The 18,894-nt window shown below is 52.4% G+C and carries 13 protein-coding genes; 9 read left to right on the forward strand and 4 right to left on the reverse strand.

The features are described 5' to 3' along the window. The 5 genes from ACY430_RS05290 to nadA all read left to right on the forward strand — a co-directional run. Nucleotides 1-1,097 (forward strand): hypothetical protein (locus ACY430_RS05290; RefSeq protein ID WP_462137847.1); only part of this gene is annotated, 1,097 nt, incomplete at its 5' end. Next, on the forward strand, nt 1,094-2,674 hold the full coding sequence (nadB, locus tag ACY430_RS05295) for an L-aspartate oxidase (RefSeq protein WP_462137848.1): 1,581 nt from the start codon (nt 1,094-1,096) through the stop codon (nt 2,672-2,674). The genes ACY430_RS05290 and nadB, both read left to right, overlap by 4 nt. Further along, nucleotides 2,671-3,546, forward strand: a complete 876-nt coding sequence (gene nadC / locus ACY430_RS05300) for a carboxylating nicotinate-nucleotide diphosphorylase (RefSeq protein WP_462137849.1) — start codon at nt 2,671-2,673, stop codon at nt 3,544-3,546. Before nadB ends, nadC begins: the two co-directional genes overlap by 4 nt. Nucleotides 3,547-3,677: 131 nt before the next feature. After that, nucleotides 3,678-5,360 (forward strand): inverse autotransporter beta domain-containing protein, encoded by a 1,683-nt coding sequence (locus ACY430_RS05305; RefSeq protein WP_462137850.1) that lies wholly within the window; start codon nt 3,678-3,680, stop codon nt 5,358-5,360. 54 nt (nt 5,361-5,414) lie between these two features. Beyond that, entirely contained in the window at nt 5,415-6,368 is a 954-nt protein-coding gene (gene nadA / locus ACY430_RS05310; protein ID WP_462137851.1) for a quinolinate synthase NadA, read from the forward strand. Nucleotides 6,369-6,382: 14 nt separating this feature from the next. On the opposite strand, the gene ACY430_RS05315 is transcribed toward nadA, so the two are convergent. After that, entirely contained in the window at nt 6,383-6,883 is a 501-nt protein-coding gene (locus ACY430_RS05315) for a ferritin (protein ID WP_462137852.1), read from the reverse strand. A gap of 267 nt (nt 6,884-7,150) precedes the next feature. Between ACY430_RS05315 and lon the strand changes: the two genes are divergently transcribed. The 4 genes from lon (at nt 7,151) to dnaE (ending at nt 15,316) form a co-directional block, all read left to right on the forward strand. Then, complete coding sequence (gene lon / locus ACY430_RS05320) at nt 7,151-9,553, forward strand: endopeptidase La (RefSeq protein ID WP_462137908.1); 2,403 nt, start codon at nt 7,151-7,153, stop codon at nt 9,551-9,553. Between the two features lie 137 nt (nt 9,554-9,690). Next, complete coding sequence (locus ACY430_RS05325; RefSeq protein ID WP_462137853.1) at nt 9,691-11,313, forward strand: inverse autotransporter beta domain-containing protein; 1,623 nt, start codon at nt 9,691-9,693, stop codon at nt 11,311-11,313. Nucleotides 11,314-11,428: 115 nt separating this feature from the next. Continuing rightward, nucleotides 11,429-11,692, forward strand: coding sequence for an RNA recognition motif domain-containing protein (locus ACY430_RS05330; protein ID WP_462137854.1), 264 nt, complete (start codon nt 11,429-11,431; stop codon nt 11,690-11,692). A gap of 123 nt (nt 11,693-11,815) precedes the next feature. Next, nucleotides 11,816-15,316 (forward strand): DNA polymerase III subunit alpha, encoded by a 3,501-nt coding sequence (gene dnaE / locus ACY430_RS05335; protein ID WP_462137855.1) that lies wholly within the window; start codon nt 11,816-11,818, stop codon nt 15,314-15,316. Here dnaE and ACY430_RS05340 read toward each other — a convergent pair. The 3 genes from ACY430_RS05340 to ispD are packed head-to-tail and all read right to left on the reverse strand — an operon-like array spanning nt 15,222 to nt 18,891. Continuing rightward, nucleotides 15,222-17,684 carry a ComEC/Rec2 family competence protein gene (locus ACY430_RS05340; RefSeq protein WP_462137856.1) on the reverse strand — a complete coding sequence of 821 codons (2,463 nt, stop codon included), beginning with the start codon at nt 17,682-17,684 and terminating at the stop codon, nt 15,222-15,224. The genes dnaE and ACY430_RS05340 overlap by 95 nt on opposite strands. Continuing rightward, nucleotides 17,681-18,163 (reverse strand): 2-C-methyl-D-erythritol 2,4-cyclodiphosphate synthase, encoded by a 483-nt coding sequence (ispF, locus tag ACY430_RS05345; protein ID WP_462137857.1) that lies wholly within the window; start codon nt 18,161-18,163, stop codon nt 17,681-17,683. The genes ACY430_RS05340 and ispF overlap by 4 nt, the downstream gene beginning before the upstream one ends. Then, nucleotides 18,160-18,891, reverse strand: a complete 732-nt coding sequence (gene ispD / locus ACY430_RS05350; RefSeq protein WP_462137858.1) for a 2-C-methyl-D-erythritol 4-phosphate cytidylyltransferase — start codon at nt 18,889-18,891, stop codon at nt 18,160-18,162. Before ispD ends, ispF begins: the two co-directional genes overlap by 4 nt. Nucleotides 18,892-18,894: the final 3 nt, after the last annotated feature.

The raw sequence follows: 18,894 nt of genomic DNA on the forward strand, positions 1-18,894 counted from the left end.
AAATCAACCGCCGAATGGGGCTTTCGGGGCGCAATGCCGAGGTGCTTGAGTTCCTGATTGAGAACCATCAAGTTATGTCCGATTTTTCGCAAAAGCAGGATATAAACGACATTGAACTCGTCTCAAAATTCGCCCGCACGGTCGGAGACGAGGAGCGTCTTGCGCTTCTTTACGTACTCACTTTTGCGGATTTGCGCTCGGTTGGCGATGTGTGGAACAACTGGAAGGGAATGCTTTTGAGGAGGCTGTTTTTTTCCGCTTCACGGATTTTTGAGAGCGGGCAGGTTGACCGGGCGCGCTCGTTTGCCGCGAGAAAAAAAATGGTATGCTCGGAAATCGCCCGTGTTTCCGAAGGCGCGATTTCCGAGCGCGAGGCGGCGCGTATTATCAAAACCATGCCCGAATCGTATCTGTTCAGCCATTCCCCGATTGATATGGAAAGGCACTTCCGCCTTATGAAATCGGCTCGGCGCGGAGGCGTTGCCACCGAGGTTGTTCACCACGAAAAAGAGGGCTTTGACGAGTTCACCTTTTGGGGGAAAGACCGCAAAAAACTTTTCCGCACGCTTTGCGGGGCAATGAGCGCGAACGGTCTTGACATAATGGGCGTGAGGGCGGAGGGCTCTTCAAGCGGCAATGTTCTGGACATTCTGTATGTGAACAAACTCGGCAAGTCCGCGTCTGACAGCCCTGAGTTATGGAAGAAACTCAACGATGACATAAAAAACGCGCTTTCGGAAAAACTGGATTTGGAAGCGGTTTTGAAAAGGCGCGGGAAAAGTCCCTCATACCGCAAAACTGTGCCGCCCCAGCCGCCGCGCGTTTTTTTTGACAACATCTCATCAGACAGGGCGACCATCGTTGAGGTTGCCGCCAATGACGAGCCGGGCATTCTCTACAAAATCTCAAACGTTATCTCGGACATGGATTTGTCAATAATTTACGCCAAGGTTTCAACGCGGGCGGAGCAGGTTTTTGATGTTTTCTATGTTACGCGGCGCGGTGGACGCAAAGTGGAAAATCCCGATATTCTTAAGAAACTTGAAAAGGCGCTTCTCAAAGCGATAAACCCCGTGCCCCGGAGCGTTGTAAAGTGAGCAAACAGGTTTTGGAAACGGATGTTCTTGTGATAGGCGGCGGCCTTGCGGGGCTTTATGCCGCTTTCTGCGCCGCCTCATACGGCTCAAAAGTCGCGCTTGTTACGCGCACAACCCTCAAAGAAAGCAACTCATACTGGGCGCAGGGCGGAATAGCCGCCGCCGTTGACGTTGGGGACTCAACCATTCTTCATGCGGACGACACGCTCAAAGCGGGCTGCGGTTTATGCTTCCCGGAGGCGGTTGAGGTTCTTGTGCGCGAGGGCAGGGAGCGGGTGATTGAAATGGCGGAGTTCGGAATGGAGTTTGATTCAGACCGGCACGGCTTTGATTTGGGGCTTGAAGGCGGGCATTCAAAGCGGCGTGTTCTCCACGCGGGCGGAGCGGCGACCGGCAGAAAAATGGTGGAATTTCTCATTTCGTCCGTTGAAAAGGAAAAAGGTGTCGCGCTTTTCGAGAGAACTGAGGTTGAGGGCTTAATCTCTTCGGGAGACCGTTGTTTCGGCGCATGGACTGTCGGTCCCGACCGCGAGCCCGGTGAAGTGCGGACGCGCTCAACAATTCTCGCCACGGGCGGAGCCGCCGCGCTTTTCGGCAGAACAACAAACCCGCAAGCCGCCAAAGGCGAGGTAATACGTATGGCTTACGAGGCGGGCGCGGAGATAATGGACATGGAGTTTGTGCAGTTTCACCCAACCGCATTTTATTCCAAAAGCGGGAAATGTTTTCTCATATCCGAAGCGCTCAGGGGTGAGGGCGCGCGCCTCGTTGATGAAAACGGCGAAGGGTTTATGGCGGGACGCCACCCGTTCGGCGACCTTGCGCCCAGAGACGCGGTTTCAAAGGCGATACATTCGCGGATGAGCGAATCGGGGAGGAATTTTGTCTGTCTTGACCTTACGGATGTGAGCCCCGAAGTTATAAAAAACCGGTTTGGCGACATATACCGCAGATGCCTTGAAAACGGCGTTGACTGCCTTTCGGAGCCAATTCCGGTCGCCCCCGCCGCGCACTACACAATCGGCGGGGTGAAAAGCGGGCTCGGCGGCGAAACGAGTTTGAAAGGGCTTTACTGTTGCGGCGAAACTGCCTGCGCGGGCGTTCACGGCGCGAACCGCCTCGCGAGCAACTCCCTGCTTGAATGTCTTGTTTTTTCAAAACGCGCGGCGCACAGTGCGGCGGAAAACACCGCCCCTTTCCCGCGCGACCTTCCCGCGCGACCGGTCTTGCGTTCGGGCGGGGGAAGCGCCGAAAGGTATTCCGAACTCATCCGGACGATTGTGTCAAAAGCCGATTCTCTTCTCGGCATAGTCAGAGAGGCGGGCGAGATGAAAAGTTTCATCGCATATCTTGAAAACACGCTCGGCGAGGCGGAGGATATTGCGGGATGGAGGGGCGACCGGCTTGCCGCGATGGCGACCGCCTGCCTTATGATGGCGCGCGCGGCTCTTATGAGAGAGGAAACCAGAGGGGTTCACATAAGGCGCGACTTTCCGGAGACCGACCCGAAATTTTGCAAACACAGCGTTTTCGGCAAGAATTCGGGCGGGCTGAATCCCCGATTGGAGGAACTTTGAAGAACGATAGAAAACCGCCCGTTCTTGACCCTGAAAAGGTTGACCGCCTCATAGAAACGGCCGTTGAGGAGGATGTGAGAAGCGGAGATGTTACGACCGACCTGCTTTTTGAAACCGATGTTCCGTGCCGTGCGATTGTGCGCGCGAAACAGCCCGGAATTCTTGCGGGCGTTGAGGTGGCGCGCCTTGTTTTTGAAAAACTTGACAAAAACCTTGAATGGAAAACCTCTAAAACTGATGGAGACGCGCTTGCCGACCGCTCTGAAATCGTTTCCATAACCGGCTCGCAAAAACACATACTCACGGGCGAACGGCTTGCGCTCAACATTCTCCAACGCCTTAGCGGAATAGCCACCTTCACGGCGCGGTTCGTTGAAGAGGTCAAAGGCACGGGCGCCCGCGTGGTGGACACGCGCAAAACCGCTCCGGGTTTGCGGGAACTTGAAAAATACGCCGTGCGGCTCGGCGGCGGCGGAAACCACAGGTTCGGTCTCTACGACGGCATTCTCATAAAAGACAACCACATAAAACTCGCGGGCGGCGTGAAAAACGCGGTCGTGAAGGTCAAAAACGGCGCGAACGCGTCCGAGCACAACTACGCGCGTTTTCCCATTGAAGTTGAGGCGAAGGAACTGCATCAGGTTTCAGAAGCGGTTGAGGCGGGGGCGGACATAGTTATGCTTGACAATATGAGCATAGATTTGATGAAAGAGGCGGTACGGATTGTGGACGGGAAAATACTTGTTGAAGCGTCCGGCGGCGTTACGCTTGAAAATGTGAAGCGGGTCGCCTCAACCGGCGTTGACATAATTTCGGTCGGCGCGCTCACGCACTCCGCGCCCGCTCTGGACATCAGTCTGGATATGATTTGAGGTTTTGTTCCAAAATTGGCGCGGGGACGGTGTTGAAATTTCTTATTTTGGTTTATATAATCGCCCCTGTGGTTTTTTTGGGGTGGGGTATGTGAGAAAGAGATATGCTCTATATTCAACTGAGATACTTTTTGGCGGCAGTTTTACTGCTTCCGGGTCTGCTTACACCGTCCGCTTTTGGAGAGCGTTTTGACGGCGGCATTCTCGCGCAAGTCGCTCCTCCCGCTCCCGATTTCGGAGACAGAACCTCATACTTTGACTCAATAAAAATTTCCCCTTCCGTCCTTCACACCGTTGTCGGCGGAATTGAAAACAACAATCTCAAAGAAAACGTTGAAAATTTCTTCTCTTCCCGCGCGCTCGCCGCGGTGGACGCTTTCGCGGAAGAACGCATAGACGCGATGGAAAGAAGCGCCGAGAGTGTTTCCTTTATAAGCGAACTCAATCTTGAATGGCAGAGCTCCCTTGTGGGACGGAAAAATGTGTTCCAGTTTGACACGGTTCTTGCGCCGATTGATTCCGGCAACTTTGCGGTTCTTGTTCAGAGCGGAGCGCAGATAAGAGACGAAGACCTTGGACTGTTTGGGGGCGGAGTTATTCGCGGCAACTTTGATGATGTTTTCGTTGCCGGTTTTAATTTCTTTTACGACTACCTGAATGACCCCGGTACGCACCACCGTTTTTCGTGGGGCGGAGAAATCAACACAAAGTATGTGGATTTATACGGAAACAGATACTGGCGCATAAGCAACGGTCAATCGCTTGATAACAGAACCCGCTACGCCTACACGCCCGACGGTTGGGATGTGGGGCTCATCGGCCGCCACTCGCTTGTTCCGTGGGTTGATCTGGAAGCCAGATATTACAAATGGAACATAAAAAAAGAGATTGGCGGTTTTGTGGACGCCGATGCACGGGACATAAAAGGATTTTTCTTCCGCGCGGGAGTCAGCCCGTTTCCCCTGCTAAATTTTGATTTCAAATACGACCTTGCCGAAAGCATTGATGAAAATGATTACGGCTTCGGGGTGCGTTTGTCATACACTCCGTCCAAAACCGCGAAAGAGCACATAGCGTTTTACATGCCGACTGAAACCGCTTCGCCGTGGGAGAGCAGGCACCGTAGCGCGACCCGCGAATACCAGCAGAGAATTCACTTTTTCGCTCTACCGGTCATCGTTGAGCCGGAGCCAGAGCCGGAGCCAGAGCCGGAGCCTGAGCCGGAGCCGGAGCCGATGCCAGAGCCGGAGCCGATGCCACCGCCGGAGCCGCGCAACATCGCGCCTCTGCTTGTGCCGGGCACGACTCTGACGACCACGGTTACCGACTGGTGGTATAGGGAGAGTCCGGGCGCCGGAGAAACGAATATTGTAAGGAACAACCCTGCCGCGACTCTTGAGCAGTTGGGCAACATGATAGATAGAGTAAACAGTGGTGCTAATATTTGCGAAGGACCATTTACCGATCCGAACTGCGACTTTCAGGTTCATACGATTGACTCTAACGGGGATACGATAACCTTTGACTGGTCGGGAGAGGACACTGACTACACCATGGGACGGGTGCGGATTCCACTCAGATTCTCCCCGACAGCGTCCAGAAGTAAAATAGACGGTTTAATCATCGCATTCAGCCGTGATGGAACGGTTGTCCACACCACACCAGCAACGGGCCCCGCTGACCGCCCGGACGCTATCCTCACTATTACACTGCCTCCGGACATCATTTTTGACAGAATGGTGATGACCCTTGCTGGAATCGGACACTTCCGCGAAATCTTTGTTATTGCGGTGCCCGTGGTTCCCGCGCCCTAATTTCTCTTTTCCCCGATATGCTATAATTAAAACTCCCTTCAACGGGAGTTAGAAATGGCGGACGAAAGGAAAGATATTGCCCGGCAAGTGGCGGAACTCAAAAAAGAGAAAAACGCCGTTATCCTCGCCCACAACTACCAGATTGCCGAAGTTCAGGACGTTGCCGATTATGTGGGCGATTCGCTCGGTCTGTCGCAAACCGCCGCGCGCACGGACGCGGAAATCATCGTTTTCTGCGGCGTTCACTTTATGGCGGAAACCGCGAGCATAATCTCGCCCGATAAAAAAGTGCTTATTCCCGACAAAAATGCGGGCTGTTCGCTTTCAGACACAATCACCGCCGCGCAACTCAAAGAGTGGAAAACCGAGCACCCCGGCGCGGTCGTGGTATCGTATGTGAACACATCTGCGGCGGTCAAAAGCGAAAGCGATTACTGCGTTACATCGTCAAACGCGGTCAAGGTTGTGGAGTCCATTCCGCCGGACAAAAAAATCCTGTTCCTGCCGGACATTTTTCTCGGTTCGTATATTTCAAAGGTAACGGGCAGGAAAATGGAGATTTGGCCCGGCGAGTGCCATGTTCACGCGGGCATCAAGGTGAAAGACATAAAGCGCGTCAAGGACGAGCATCCCGCCGCCGAAGTGATTGTCCACCCCGAATGCGGATGTACAACGCACTATCTCTATGACAGCGTTTCGGACGGGGAAGTCGCCAAAGATGTGAGATTTCTCTCAACTTCGGGAATGACCGCGCGCGCGCGGGACGGCGGAGATGAGTTCATAGTAGCCACGGAAACGGGAATGCTTCACCGCCTCCGCAAAGAGAATCCCGGCAAAAAGTTTTTTCCGGCCAGCACCGAAGCGGTTTGCGAATATATGAAAATGATAACGCTTGAAAAGGTTCTGCTCTCTCTCACCGATGAGATATACGAAGTGAAAGTGCCCGAAAATCTGGCCGTTCGGGCGAAAAAACCGATAGACAGAATGCTCAGCGTTTCGGAGCGCTAACCCCGCGAACCGCTTTACTCCGCTGTTTCTCTCGCGCCAACTTCCCTGTCAAGCATAAGAAGCGCGGCAGGGTTTGTTCCCGCCAGTTTCAGGGAGTCAAGGATTTCAGTCGCGGTTTTTTCCTCTTCCACCTGCTCCTCTATGAACCATTCAAGCATAACGGCGCTTGCGTGGTCCTTTTGAGCGACCGCGAGCGCGTGAAGTTTGTGGATCATGTCCGTTACGAGGCGCTCGTGTTTGAGAGACTGCTCAAACATCTGCTTAACCGAGCCAAAAGACGATTTCGGTTTGTCTATCGCCTGCAACTCCGCGCGTCCGCCCCTGTCAAGAACGAAATCAAAAAGTTTTATCGCGTGTGCGTTTTCCTCTTCGCTCTGTTTTCTCATCCATTTCCCGAAGCCGACAAATCCTTTTGTTTCGCAGTCCGCAGCCATTGCCAGATACACATACGACGAATATAACTCGGCGTTAATCTGCTTGTTTATGGCGTCCTGCATTTTCTTTCCAATAACCATAATAAACCCCTCCTTGTTAACAAACTTCAAAAACTATAAGGGGAAATCGGCAACTTCAAAAGTCCGCCCGCGGCTCCAACGGGCAAAAAACAGGCAAAAAACCGCGAGACCGCGAAAAAATAATTTCTCTTGCAGTGGTTGATATGTTTCCGTGCGTGATTATATAATCTCTATGTGGTGGCTTGAAATAAAGACGGGGTGGCGCGCTTAAAAAAGCGCCAGGGAGACACAAAAGTGAGTCCGGATAAAAACCTCAAAGAAATCCCCATGCTTCCCCTCAGGGACGTTGTTATGTTCCCTTACATGGTTGCCCCTTTGTTTGTCGGCCGCACGCGTTCAATCAAGGCGATAGAAGAGGTGGAGAACACGAACAAGGAGATTTTTCTCTGCACTCAGGTTGATGCGAGCGAAAACGAACCCAAAAAAGACGGCATTTACTCAACCGGCGTCATCGGCATAGTGGCGCAGATGCTCCGCCTGCCGGACGGCACGGTGAAGGTTCTTGTTGAGGGCAAAAAACGCGGACACATAGAGGAGTATGTTGAAACTTCGGATTTCTACCGCGTCAGGGTTTTGGAGATGCAGGAGCCCTCAGAGCCCGAAAGCGCCGAGGTGGACGCGCTTAAACGCTCAGTTCTCAAAGCGTTTGAGGGATACATTAAACTGAATAGAAAAATCCCCGCCGAGGTGTTTTCAACGGTTTCCGCCATTGAGAAACCCGGCAGACTGTCGGACACAATCGCGTCCCACCTTAACCTCAAAATCAGCGACAAGCAGGACTTGCTTGAAACGGTAAGCCCCGAAGAGCGTCTGAAAAAACTGCACGAAAAAATGCAGGAAGAGGTGGAAATTCTCGAAATAGAAAAGCGCATCGGCAAAAGGGTGAGCCGTCAGATGGAAAAATCCCAGCGCGAATACTATTTGACCGAGCAGATGAAAGCCATTCAGAAGGAACTCGGCGAAAAAGACGATATGAAGTCCGATGTTCAGGAGATTGAGGGCAAACTCAAAGACAAGGGGCTTCCCAAGAGTGTTGAGGAGCGCGTTCGCAAGGAGCTCAAAAAACTCAAAATGATGCCGCCCATGTCCGCCGAGGCAACCGTTGTGCGAAACTATGTGGACTGGATAATGGATTTGCCGTGGACGAAAGAGTCCACAAAAGACCGCCTTGACATAAAAGAGGCGAAAACAATCCTTGATGAAGATCACTACGGCCTGAAAGATCCCAAAGACCGCATACTTGAATATCTTGCCGTGCGCTCACTCACGGAAAAACTGCGCGGTCCAATTCTGTGTTTCGTGGGACCCCCGGGCGTGGGAAAAACCTCACTGGCGAAGTCAATTGCCCGCTCAATGGGAAGAAAGTTTGTGCGTGTTTCACTCGGCGGCATCAGAGACGAATCCGAAATTCGCGGACACCGCAGAACATACATCGGCGCGCTACCGGGAAAAATTATTCAGGGAATGAAAAAAGCGGGAACCAACAACCCGGTTTTCCTGCTTGACGAAATAGACAAACTCGGAATGGACTTCCGGGGCGACCCCGCGTCCGCTCTGCTTGAATGCCTTGACCCTGAGCAGAACCTGAACTTCAACGACCATTACATAGAGGCGGACTATGACCTGTCAAAAGTATTGTTCATCGCAACCGCGAACATAATCCACACGATTCCGTGGGCGTTGCAGGACAGAATGGAAATAATTCGCATTCCGGGCTACACGGAGGACGAAAAACTTCACATCGCCAAAAAGTTTTTGCTCGGCAAAAAAACCAAAGAGCATGGGCTTTCAGATGACTATATGTCGGTCAATGATCCCGCTCTGCTTGAAATGATACGCCGCTACACAAGGGAGGCGGGAGTGCGAACTCTTGAGCGCGAAATCGCGAAACTGTGCAGAAAAGTGGCGAGAAAAGTTGCCGAAGACAAAGCGGGAACGCAGTCCAAAAAGCCTGAGACCAAACAGCAGAAAATCAAAATAACCGCTAAAAACATCAACTCCTATCTCGGAGTGCCGAAGTTCAAGCACGGAGAGATAGAGAAAGACCACCAGATTGGAGCCGTAACGGGTCTTGCGTGGACGGAAGTCGGCGGCGAACTGCTCACGATAGAGGTCGCCATTGTTCCGGGCAAAGGCAGTTTCACCGTTACGGGCGTCAAACCTGAAGGCGAAAACGTTATGAAGGAATCGGCTCGCGCGGCGATGAGTTATGTCCGCTCGCGCGGGGCGCAGCTCGGTCTTGACAGGGATTTTTACCAGATGGTTGACATTCATATTCACGCTCCCGAAGGCGCGACCCCCAAAGACGGCCCCTCCGCCGGAATTGCAATTGTTACGGCGATTGTATCGGCGCTGCTGAAAAAACCCGTCAAGCGCGACATAGCGATGACGGGCGAAATCACGCTTCGCGGGCAGGTGCTTCCAATCGGCGGGCTCAAAGAGAAAATCCTTGCCGCTCAGCGCGGAAAAGTGAAAACTGTAATCCTTCCGCTTGAAAACGAAAAAGACATGGAAGATGTTCCCGAAGAAGCCAAAAAAGGCGTTGAGGTAAAATTCGTGGAGCACATGGACAAGGTTCTCTCGCAGGCGATAATCTCCGACACTCCGATTTTGAAAGGTTTTGCCGCAACCTCGGCGGGCGAAATTATGTCCGGCACAAAAATAAACTGAAAGTTGCGCGGATGTATTGAAAGTTTTGTTGTTTTGTAGATTTCTGTTCTATACAATACGGGAAATTATTCGCCGTATTGTTATGAGGGTTTCAGTTTTTTTGAGAGGTGTGAGAGAAAGATATGCGCTATATGCAATTGAGATATTTTTTGGCGGTTGCTTTACTGCTTCCGGGTCTGTTAACACCGTCTGTTTTTGCAGAGCGGTTTGACGGCGGTCTTCTTGTGCAGGCGGCGCCACCCGCTCCGGACTTCGGCGGAAGATCCTCGTATTTTGACGAAATAAAAATTTCCTCATCCGACCTGGAAACTATTTTTGTCGGCATTGATAGCGGCAATCTCAAAGAACAATTAACTCAGCGCGCAGTCGCCGTTGCAAACTCTTTTGCGAACGAACACATTGACGCACTGGAAGAAAGAGCCGAGCGCCTCTCTTTTCTAAGCGAACTCAATCTTGAATGGCAGAACGCCCTTGGGAGAGGACGGAAAAATGTGTTCCAGTTTGACACGGTTCTTGCGCCGATTGATTCCGGCAATTTTGCGGTTCTTGTCCAGAGCGGAGCGCAGATAAGAGACGAAGACCTTGGACTGTTTGGCGGCGGAGTTATTCGCGGCAACTTTGATGATGTTTTCGTTGTCGGTTTTAATTTCTTTTATGACTACCTGAATGACCCCGGCACGCACCACCGTTTTTCGTGGGGCGGAGAAATCAACACAAAGTATGTGGATTTATACGCAAACAGATACTGGCGCATAAGCAACGGCCAGTTTCTTGACGGCGGGACCCGCTATGCCTACACCCCGAACGGTTGGGATGTGGGGCTGATAGGTCGCCACGCCATTGTTCCGTGGATTGACCTTGAAGCCAGATATTACAAATGGAACAGAGGAGTCAGTATTCCGGTCTTGCCTTTGACAATTAAGTATGACAGACCGGACATAAAAGGGTTTATCTTCCGCGCCGGAGTGAGTCCGTTTCCCCTGCTTACGGCTGACTTCAAATACGAGACTGACGAAAAAGTCAAAGACGGCGACTACGGATTTGGCGTCCGGCTGACATACATTCCGTCAAAAACGCCGCGCGAGCACATAGAGTTTTACACGTCCGGCGAAACCGCTTCACCGTGGGAAAACAGGCACAAACGCGTCTCCCGTGAATACCAGCAGAGAATTCAATTCGCTGAACTTGAACGATTCTCTATCATCGAAACCATAAGTGTTTCCAGAAACATCGCGCGGGATCTTGTATCGGGCATAACCCTGACGACAGACATAACCACAGTTTACAACAGCAATGCAGTCGGATCACTCTCTGACTCCAGACCGGCGGCGGTTCTTGAGCAAACGGGGAACCTTATAGACGGCAAAATCACCCTGGGCAACGATTGCGGAACGACATTCTCCAGCAACGATTGCTCAATTCAGTTTCACCCGACTGACGCGTTGAACAAAAGCGTAATCTTTGACTGGACGGCCGCAACAGATGGCTTCGGGGGCGGCACGGTTCTAATCGTGTCCAGGAATGGAAATTACGACAGAATAGAAGGCTCAACTCTCGTCCTCTATCTCAATGGCGCGGAGACTTGGCGGAGAACCATTCAACCTTCTGACAGAGCGCAACAAGATTTTTCTCTAACCGTGCCCGAAGAGATTTTTTATGATGAAATGCATCTGGTTTTTGATGAAAACAACCAGAATTTGCGCGAAATTGAGGTGCGACCCGCACGGGAGCGTATGCAGGGGTATAGGTTAGCGCCTTAAAAACAAGTTCAAGCAGAAGGTCTTGAAAGTTTAACAATTAGGTATTACACTAACGGACGATTGGTTATCTATATCGGATTAATCCGAAAATCAAAAAACCTTGAAGGAGATTTCAATGAATATCTATGTAGGCAATTTGTCTTACAACACGACCGAAGATGAGCTCAGGGAGTTATTCTCTCAGCACGGCTCGGTTGTGAGTGTGAACATAATAAAAGACAGGGAGACCGGAAATTCAAAAGGATTTGGATTTGTGGAAATGGGTGAACAGTCCGAAGGTGAAAAAGCCATTGAAGGACTTAACGACAGTGTTCTGAACGAAAGAAACTTGAGAGTTAATCAAGCCCGCCCCAGAAGCGAAAGAAGCGAAAGACGCTAATTCTTATTTATCCGCAATTACGCAGATATTCCGTTTGCCACAGCAAGCGGTAAAACAAGAAATTATTCTTTCTATTTTTTAGCGCAGGTCTTATCTGCGTAATCTGCGGATATAATTTTTTGAATGAAAGACAACAGTTTCGTTCATCTTCATCTCCACTCGGAATACTCGCTCCTTGACGGGGCTATAAAGTTTGACGACCTGATTGACAGGGTGAGCGAGTTGAAGATGGGCGCTGTTGCCGTTACCGACCACGGTAACCTTTTCGGTTCTTACGAGTTTTACAGTAAGGCAAGGAAAAAGGGCGTAAAGCCGATTATCGGCTGTGAAATCTACGTTACCCCCACGCTTAAACTGGACAAGCCGTCTGACGGTAAAAACTTTCACCTGACCGTTCTGTGCATGAACGAGCGGGGATATTCAAACCTTTCAAATCTGGTTACGCGCGGCTATTTTGAGGGACTTTACCGTCGTCCCAGAGTTGACCACGAGATGCTCTCAGAGCATAACGAGGGGTTGATAGTTTTAAGCGGCTGTCTGAGCGGAGAGTTATCTCAGGCGATTTTCAAACGCTATCCCGACCCGCCCGGAAAGGTCATTTCCACCTACAAAGAGATCTTCGGCGACAGATATTACCTTGAAGTTCAGGCGACCGGTGTGAATGAGCAAAAACGCGTGAACGCTGAGTTGAAAAAGTTGAGCGGAAAGTTTGATGTTCCACTTGTCGCTACCAATGACTGCCATTTCCTGCGTCGCGATGACTACGAGCCCCATGATGTTCTGCTTTGCATACAGACGGGGAAAAAACTTGAAGACGAAGGCAGAATGAGGTTTCCGGGAGACGGGTTTTATCTCAAAACGCGCGGGGAGATGGAGAAAAGTCTCAGGGGTTTCTCTGACGCGCTGGACAGAACGGTTCAAATCGCGGACAGGTGTAATTTTGAGTTCAAAGATGAGGGCTACCGCTTTCCGCAGTTTGAAGCCGGCGGCGAGTCTTCGGTCCGGAGTTTGCGCGAACTTGCCCCGCGCCTTCTTGCCGAGCGGCTTTTGTCCCGCGGAATCGCGGAAGACTCCGCCGAATACTCCGGGCGGCTTGAATACGAGATTGACGAAATCTGCAAAATGGGCTTTGCGGACTACTTTCTTGTGGTCGCGGATTTTGTGCGATACGCAAAAGAAAACAACATTCCGGTCGGCCCCGGGCGCGGAAGCGTGGCAGGCAGTCTCGCCGCTTACGCTCTGGGCATAACCGATGTTGATCCGGTGGTTCATAAACTGATTTTTGAGCGTTTTCTCAATCCGGGCAGAATTTCAATGCCCGACATAGATATAGACTTCTGTGCCGAAGGGCGCGACCGCGTCATAGACTATGTGAGCGAAAAATACGGCAGCGAAAGCGTTGTTCAAATCGGCTCCTTCGGAAGAATGTCGTCAAAGGCGGTTGTGCGCGATGTCGGCAGGGTTATGGGGGTTCCCTACGGCGAGGTGGACAGGGTTTCAAAACTTATTCCGTCTTTTCGCGGCAAGGTTCACAGCATAGAAAAAGCCGTGAAGGAAACGCCCGAACTCAGAAAACTTGTTGAGGGCTCGGAGCAAATTGCCACTTTGATTGAAATGGCGAAACACCTTGAAGATATGACGCGCCATTCCTCAACGCATGCGGCGGGCGTGGTTATTGCGAGCGAGAAAATCTCCGACCGTGTGCCGCTTTACAAAGGCGCTAACGGTGAAACCGTAACGCAGTTTGACATGCACGCGCTTGAAAGTCTGGGTTATGTAAAATTTGATTTTCTCGGGCTTAAAACTCTCACAGTCATTCAAAAGACCATTGACCTCATACGCTCCCGCTCAAAAAACGGCTCGGTTCCCACACTTGACATAGACCACATGCCGTCTGATGACGAAAATGTTTACAAACTTTTAGCCGAAGGCGAAACGCACGGGCTTTTTCAGATTGAGTCGTCATCGGGAATGGTTTCAATGCTACGCAAACTCAAACCCGAAAATTTTGACGACATAGTCGCCGCGCTCGCGCTTTACCGCCCCGGACCTCTGGACAGCGGAATGGTTGAGGACTTTATCAAACGCAAACGCGGCAAGGCGCGGGTTTCGTATCCGCATCCTCTTCTTGAAGAGGTTCTCAGCGAAACGCGCGGGCTTTTCGTCTATCAGGAGCAGATTATGCAGACGGCGAGTATTTGCGCTAATTACAGTCTCGCGGATGCGGATTTGATGCGGCGCGCGATGGGAAAGAAAAAGCCCCGGGAGATGGAGGCGCAGAGGGAGCGGTTTGTCTCAGGTGCCGTGGACAAAGGCATAAAAAAAGAAAAAGCCGCCGAACTGTTTGAGATTATGGAGAAGTTCGCGGGTTATTCCTTCAACAAAAGCCACAGCACCGCCTACGCCCTTATCACCTACCAGACGGCGTATCTCAAAGTGCATCACCCCGCGGAGTTTATGTGCGCGCTTATGACGGTTGATTCCGCGAGTGACAAGGACAAACTCATCGCGCACATAACCGAATGCAGAAAGATGGGCATAAAGGTTCTTTCGCCCGATGTAAGCGAGAGCATGTCAGGGTTCACGCCGGTTGATGAAAAGACCGTGCGCTTTGGGCTTTCCGCGCTCAAAGGCGTGGGCGAGGAGACGGTCGCCGCTATAATCGCCGCGCGTGAGGAGGGTGGCGCGTTTGAAGACCTGTTTGATTTCTGCACGCGCGTTCAGACCAAGCGGATAACAAAAAAGGTTTTTGAGATGCTCATAAAGAGCGGCGCGCTGAGTTCGTTTGAGGAGAACGGCGCGAAACTGCTGAACTCGCTTGGCACAATCGCCGCGTATTATGCCGCGATGGATTCTTCCGGAGATGCGGGCGGGCAGTCATCTCTTTTTTCGTCCGATTCCGGCGCGATAACAAAGCCGGTTCTGCCCGAAGCGGAAAGGTGGAGCGATGAGCAGACCGCGGAATACGAGTTGGAAGCGGTCGGGCTGTTTGTTTCAAGCCACCCGATGACGCGCTACGCCGAGCAGTTGAAAGTTTTCACCTCACATGCCGACACCGAGCGGTTTAATCTCCTGCCCGACAAAAAAGAGATTTCAATCGCCGGGGTCGTGCGCTCGCTCGCCATAAAGACGACCAAGTCCGGCAAGGGGCTGTTCGGGAGGCTCGCGCTTGAGGACCTGAAAGGATCGGTTGAGTGCGTGATTTTCAATGACGCGATAGCCAAAAGCCGCAACCTGCTTGAACAGAAGACCGAGCCGGTGATTTTGACGGGCAACGTTGACGGTCCCGAAGACAAAAAGCAGATGAAGGTCAGAGAGGTTCTGTCCGTTTCGGAATTCCTCTCCCGCGCGTCCCGCGTTACCATTTCCGTTGACGAAAAAACGGCGAACACGGAAAACCTCTCCAAACTTGAAAGCATTTTCAAACAGCACCGGGGCGGGGCAACGGTTGATTTGAACCTCGGAGTGGAGGGCAAAACCGTTTCCATAGAGGTCGGTAAATACAAGGTTGAGGCGTCTCCGGATTTTGTCAGGGAGATTGAGTCGCTTCTCGGGGATAGAGCGCTCGCGCTTGAGGTGCGGCATGGCGGCGGCGGCGCGGAGAGAAAACCTCCGTTCGGGTGATTTTCTCTCCGTCCGTGAAAATGGACACCATTCCCTCAATCCCTGTTTCGCGGATTTCAAAAGCGGGATTTTCCCCAAACATCTTTTTTTCGCACCTGCGACACACCACAACACTCGGACGCGCCGCCCGCACAAGTAGCGAAAGCGCGTTTTTGTTCCTCTTTGTGATTTCGGGCAGAAACACTACATCACTACGCAATTCGCGGTTTTCCACAATATCCACAATATCCAACTTTCCTACGCCACTATGGATATTGTGGATAGATTCCATGAGTAGAAACGAGGTTTTTCCACATACGATTTTGAGGATAACGGGGCGCGGAAAACGCGAGTCGGCGACCGTGAAGTCCCGTAAACGCAGGAATTCCAGCCGCGCCGCGCCGTTTTCGGAGATGTTATGAACGGGCGGGGATTTGTGTATGTTTTTCCACATTACGCCGTAGTTTTCCACAGTTTTCCACAATTTGTCGTTTAACTTTACGCCGTTTATCCACAGATTTTCCACATTGTTGTTCTCTATCAGCGCCGCCGCGCCGTTGAGTTGGCTATGGTCGTTTGACAGCAGAATGAGGTGATCCGTTTTTGTTATCCGCTTGGCAAGCAGGGCGCGCGAAACAACGGCCGAGCCGATGAAAGCCGAGCGCGCTTTGCGTGAAAAGCCGCCCTTGACGAGAACGGTTGAGCCGTCTGTAAATGTGAACAGTGCGATGCTCTTGCGCCCCGCGTCAAAAAACGCCGCTTCGGTTTCCCCGCTTTCGGCGGGGCGGAAGTCATAAGCCGCGCTTGCGGTGAGGCACACAAAAAGAGCGGTGGCGGCAATCTGCGCGGCTTTGCGTCCCCTTTTCACAAAAAACGCGGCGGCAAGCGCCATGTAGAAAAGCACGAAAGTCAATCCCGACATCTGCGGCACGGAAATCTCGGGGCTTACGGCGAAAAGCGCTTCGGCGACCTTGGTGAGCGCGGTTGAGAGAAACGACAGCGAGGAGAGCAGAAACTCCGGCACAAAACCGAGCGCGGCAAAGACCACCATTGCCACAATGCACAGAGGCACCATCGCGAGTGCAATTGGCATCGCGGCGATGTTTGCGGGAAAAGTAAGAACCGGCGCGACCCCGAACATGTTCACAACAAGCGGCAGAGTCATCATGGTTGCCGCCGCCGTTGTGAACACAACCGCAATGAGCGCAAGCGAGATTTTTCGTGCCAAAGTCGGGTCCTTCTCAGGTTCGCGGGTTTTCACTCCAAACCGGTTGAGGGCGAGCAGGATTCCCGCCACCGCCGAAAAAGACAGAATGAACGACGGCTCAAACAGCGCATTCGGGGAGAACAACAGAATAAGCACCGCGGCGGCCGCGAGCGCGTTCATTCTGTCATCCCGCCTGCCCGAAATCATCGCGATCAGATAGACCGTTGCCATAATTGCCGCGCGAACGGACGAGTTTCCGAAACCCGCGAGCAGGGCGTAGAGAAAAACCGCCGGTATTGTCAGCCCCGCCGCGATTTGCGGCACGACAAACCGCGTCATAATGTATTGCGAGCGTTTGAGCAGCCACTTGACCGTCATAAAGAAAAAGACCGCCGCGATGCCGACGTGCAAGCCCGAGATTGCAAACAAATGGCCTATTCCGAGCGTTGTGAATTTGCGTTTAAGCGTTTCGTCAAGAGCGCTTTTTTCGCCGATGGAGAGTGCGTTCACAATCTCAGCCTGCGGTTGCGGAAGGTTTTGCCGTATGAAAACGGCGTAGTCCCGCCGCAAGCCGTTCACAAGACGCAAAAGGACCCCGTCCCGCGCCCGTGAGCCGAGCGGCTTAATTTTGCCCGCTTCGGCATACGCCGTGAAAAACACACCGTCCTCCGCGAGCCGCCGGGAGTAATCCCCCGCGCCGGGATTTTTGAAGCCGGTTATCCGTTGCGCCCGAATCCGCACCGAAACCTCATCGCCGTAGGCGAGATTTTCATGACCGTTTGAATAGACGATGACCTTCACATCCACCCGCGCAGTTTCGCCGCCGCGAGTCGCGCTCTCAATTTTGAGCGGGATTTTTACCGAGCCGTTCAGCCGTTTTTGAGCGTTTTCATAGAGCGAGCCCGTAACGGTTATCCGCTTTCCTTCAAGTGCGGAAAACACGGGGTCCGGCTTGGACTCGTAAAGATGCGGCAACGTCATTCCGAGCGGAAAGAAAAAAAGGGCGAAGAAAACCGCAAAGCGTTTTCTCCCGCCCGCAAGCGCCAAAGCCACCGGCAGGGCGAACAAAGCCGCCGTCCACACGGGCAAAAACCGCGCGGCAATTATGCCGAACATAAGCGCCACGGCACAGGCGACAATTCCATGTTTGCGAAAAAGCGATGAGAGAAGTCCGGGGTTCACGGCTTTTCTTTTATCAGGCAGATCGCCTTTGCCGCTATCCCCTCGCCGGCTCCCGTCCACCCCGTTTTTTCGGTGGTTGTGGCTTTTATGTTTACCGCGCCGGGCGCAATGCCGATTGCCTCCGCGATTTTCTCACTCATCTTTTTTGCGTGCGGGGCGATAAGCGGTTTTTCGCATATCACAACTGCGTCCACGTTGGAGACCTCAAAACCCGCCCGCGCGATTTTTTCGCGCGTTTGTTCAAGCAAAAACGCGCCACTCGCACCTTTGTATGCGGGGTCTGTGTCGGGAAAATGTTTTCCGATGTCGCCCAGCCCGGCCGCGCCGAGCATGGAGTCGCATATTGCGTGGGCAAGAACGTCTGCGTCCGAATGTCCTTCGAGCCCCCTGTCAAAAGGAATTTCCACACAGCCGAGCAGAAGTTTGCGGTTTTCCGCAAACCTGTGTGCGTCAAATCCTATTCCGGTGCGTATCGTCATTTTTCCGTCTCCGCCATATTTTCCGCGATGAGTTCGGCAATGGCAAAGTCATCACGGGTTGTGATTTTCATATTGCGTTTGCTCGCCGGAATTAAGACCGCCCCGCCGCCGGTTGAAGTAAAAAGCGCGGTTTCGTCCGTTATTTCCTCAAGCGCGGGCGAAAAATTTTCGTATGCTTCGGCGAGCAAATCGCGTCTGAACGCCTGCGGTGTTTGAACGCGCCAAACATCTTTGCGCCCCGGATTTCCCACAACGCGGAGAATATCCGGATTTTGCCTGTCGTTCCCGGTTAACTTGATTGAGTCGTCAAGTGGAATAGCGGCGGTTGCCGCTCCGAACTCAATCGCGGCGCGAACGCACCGTTCTATCAATTCCTTTTCAACAAACGGGCGCGCCGCGTCATGAAGAACAACCGCTTCGCCCTCTTCGCTCGCGGCATAAAATCCCAACCGCGCCGACTCAAAACGGTTTTTGCCTCCGGTGATGACAGCCGCTTTTCCGTCCGTCCATTTTTGAGAGATTTTCCGCGCCTCTTCCATTTTGTCCGCCGGCGCAACGATGATAATTTCGCTTATGGATTCACAAGACGCGAAAGTCTGCAAACTTCGCGCAAGAACGGGTTTGCCACAGAGGTTGAGAAACTGTTTTGGCTCTCCGCCCGAAACGCGAGTTCCTTTTCCTGCTGCGAGAATAACTGCGGAAGCTGAGGGCGTTGCGAATTCAGACATTGA

This window comes from Candidatus Mycalebacterium sp. (assembly GCF_977828045.1).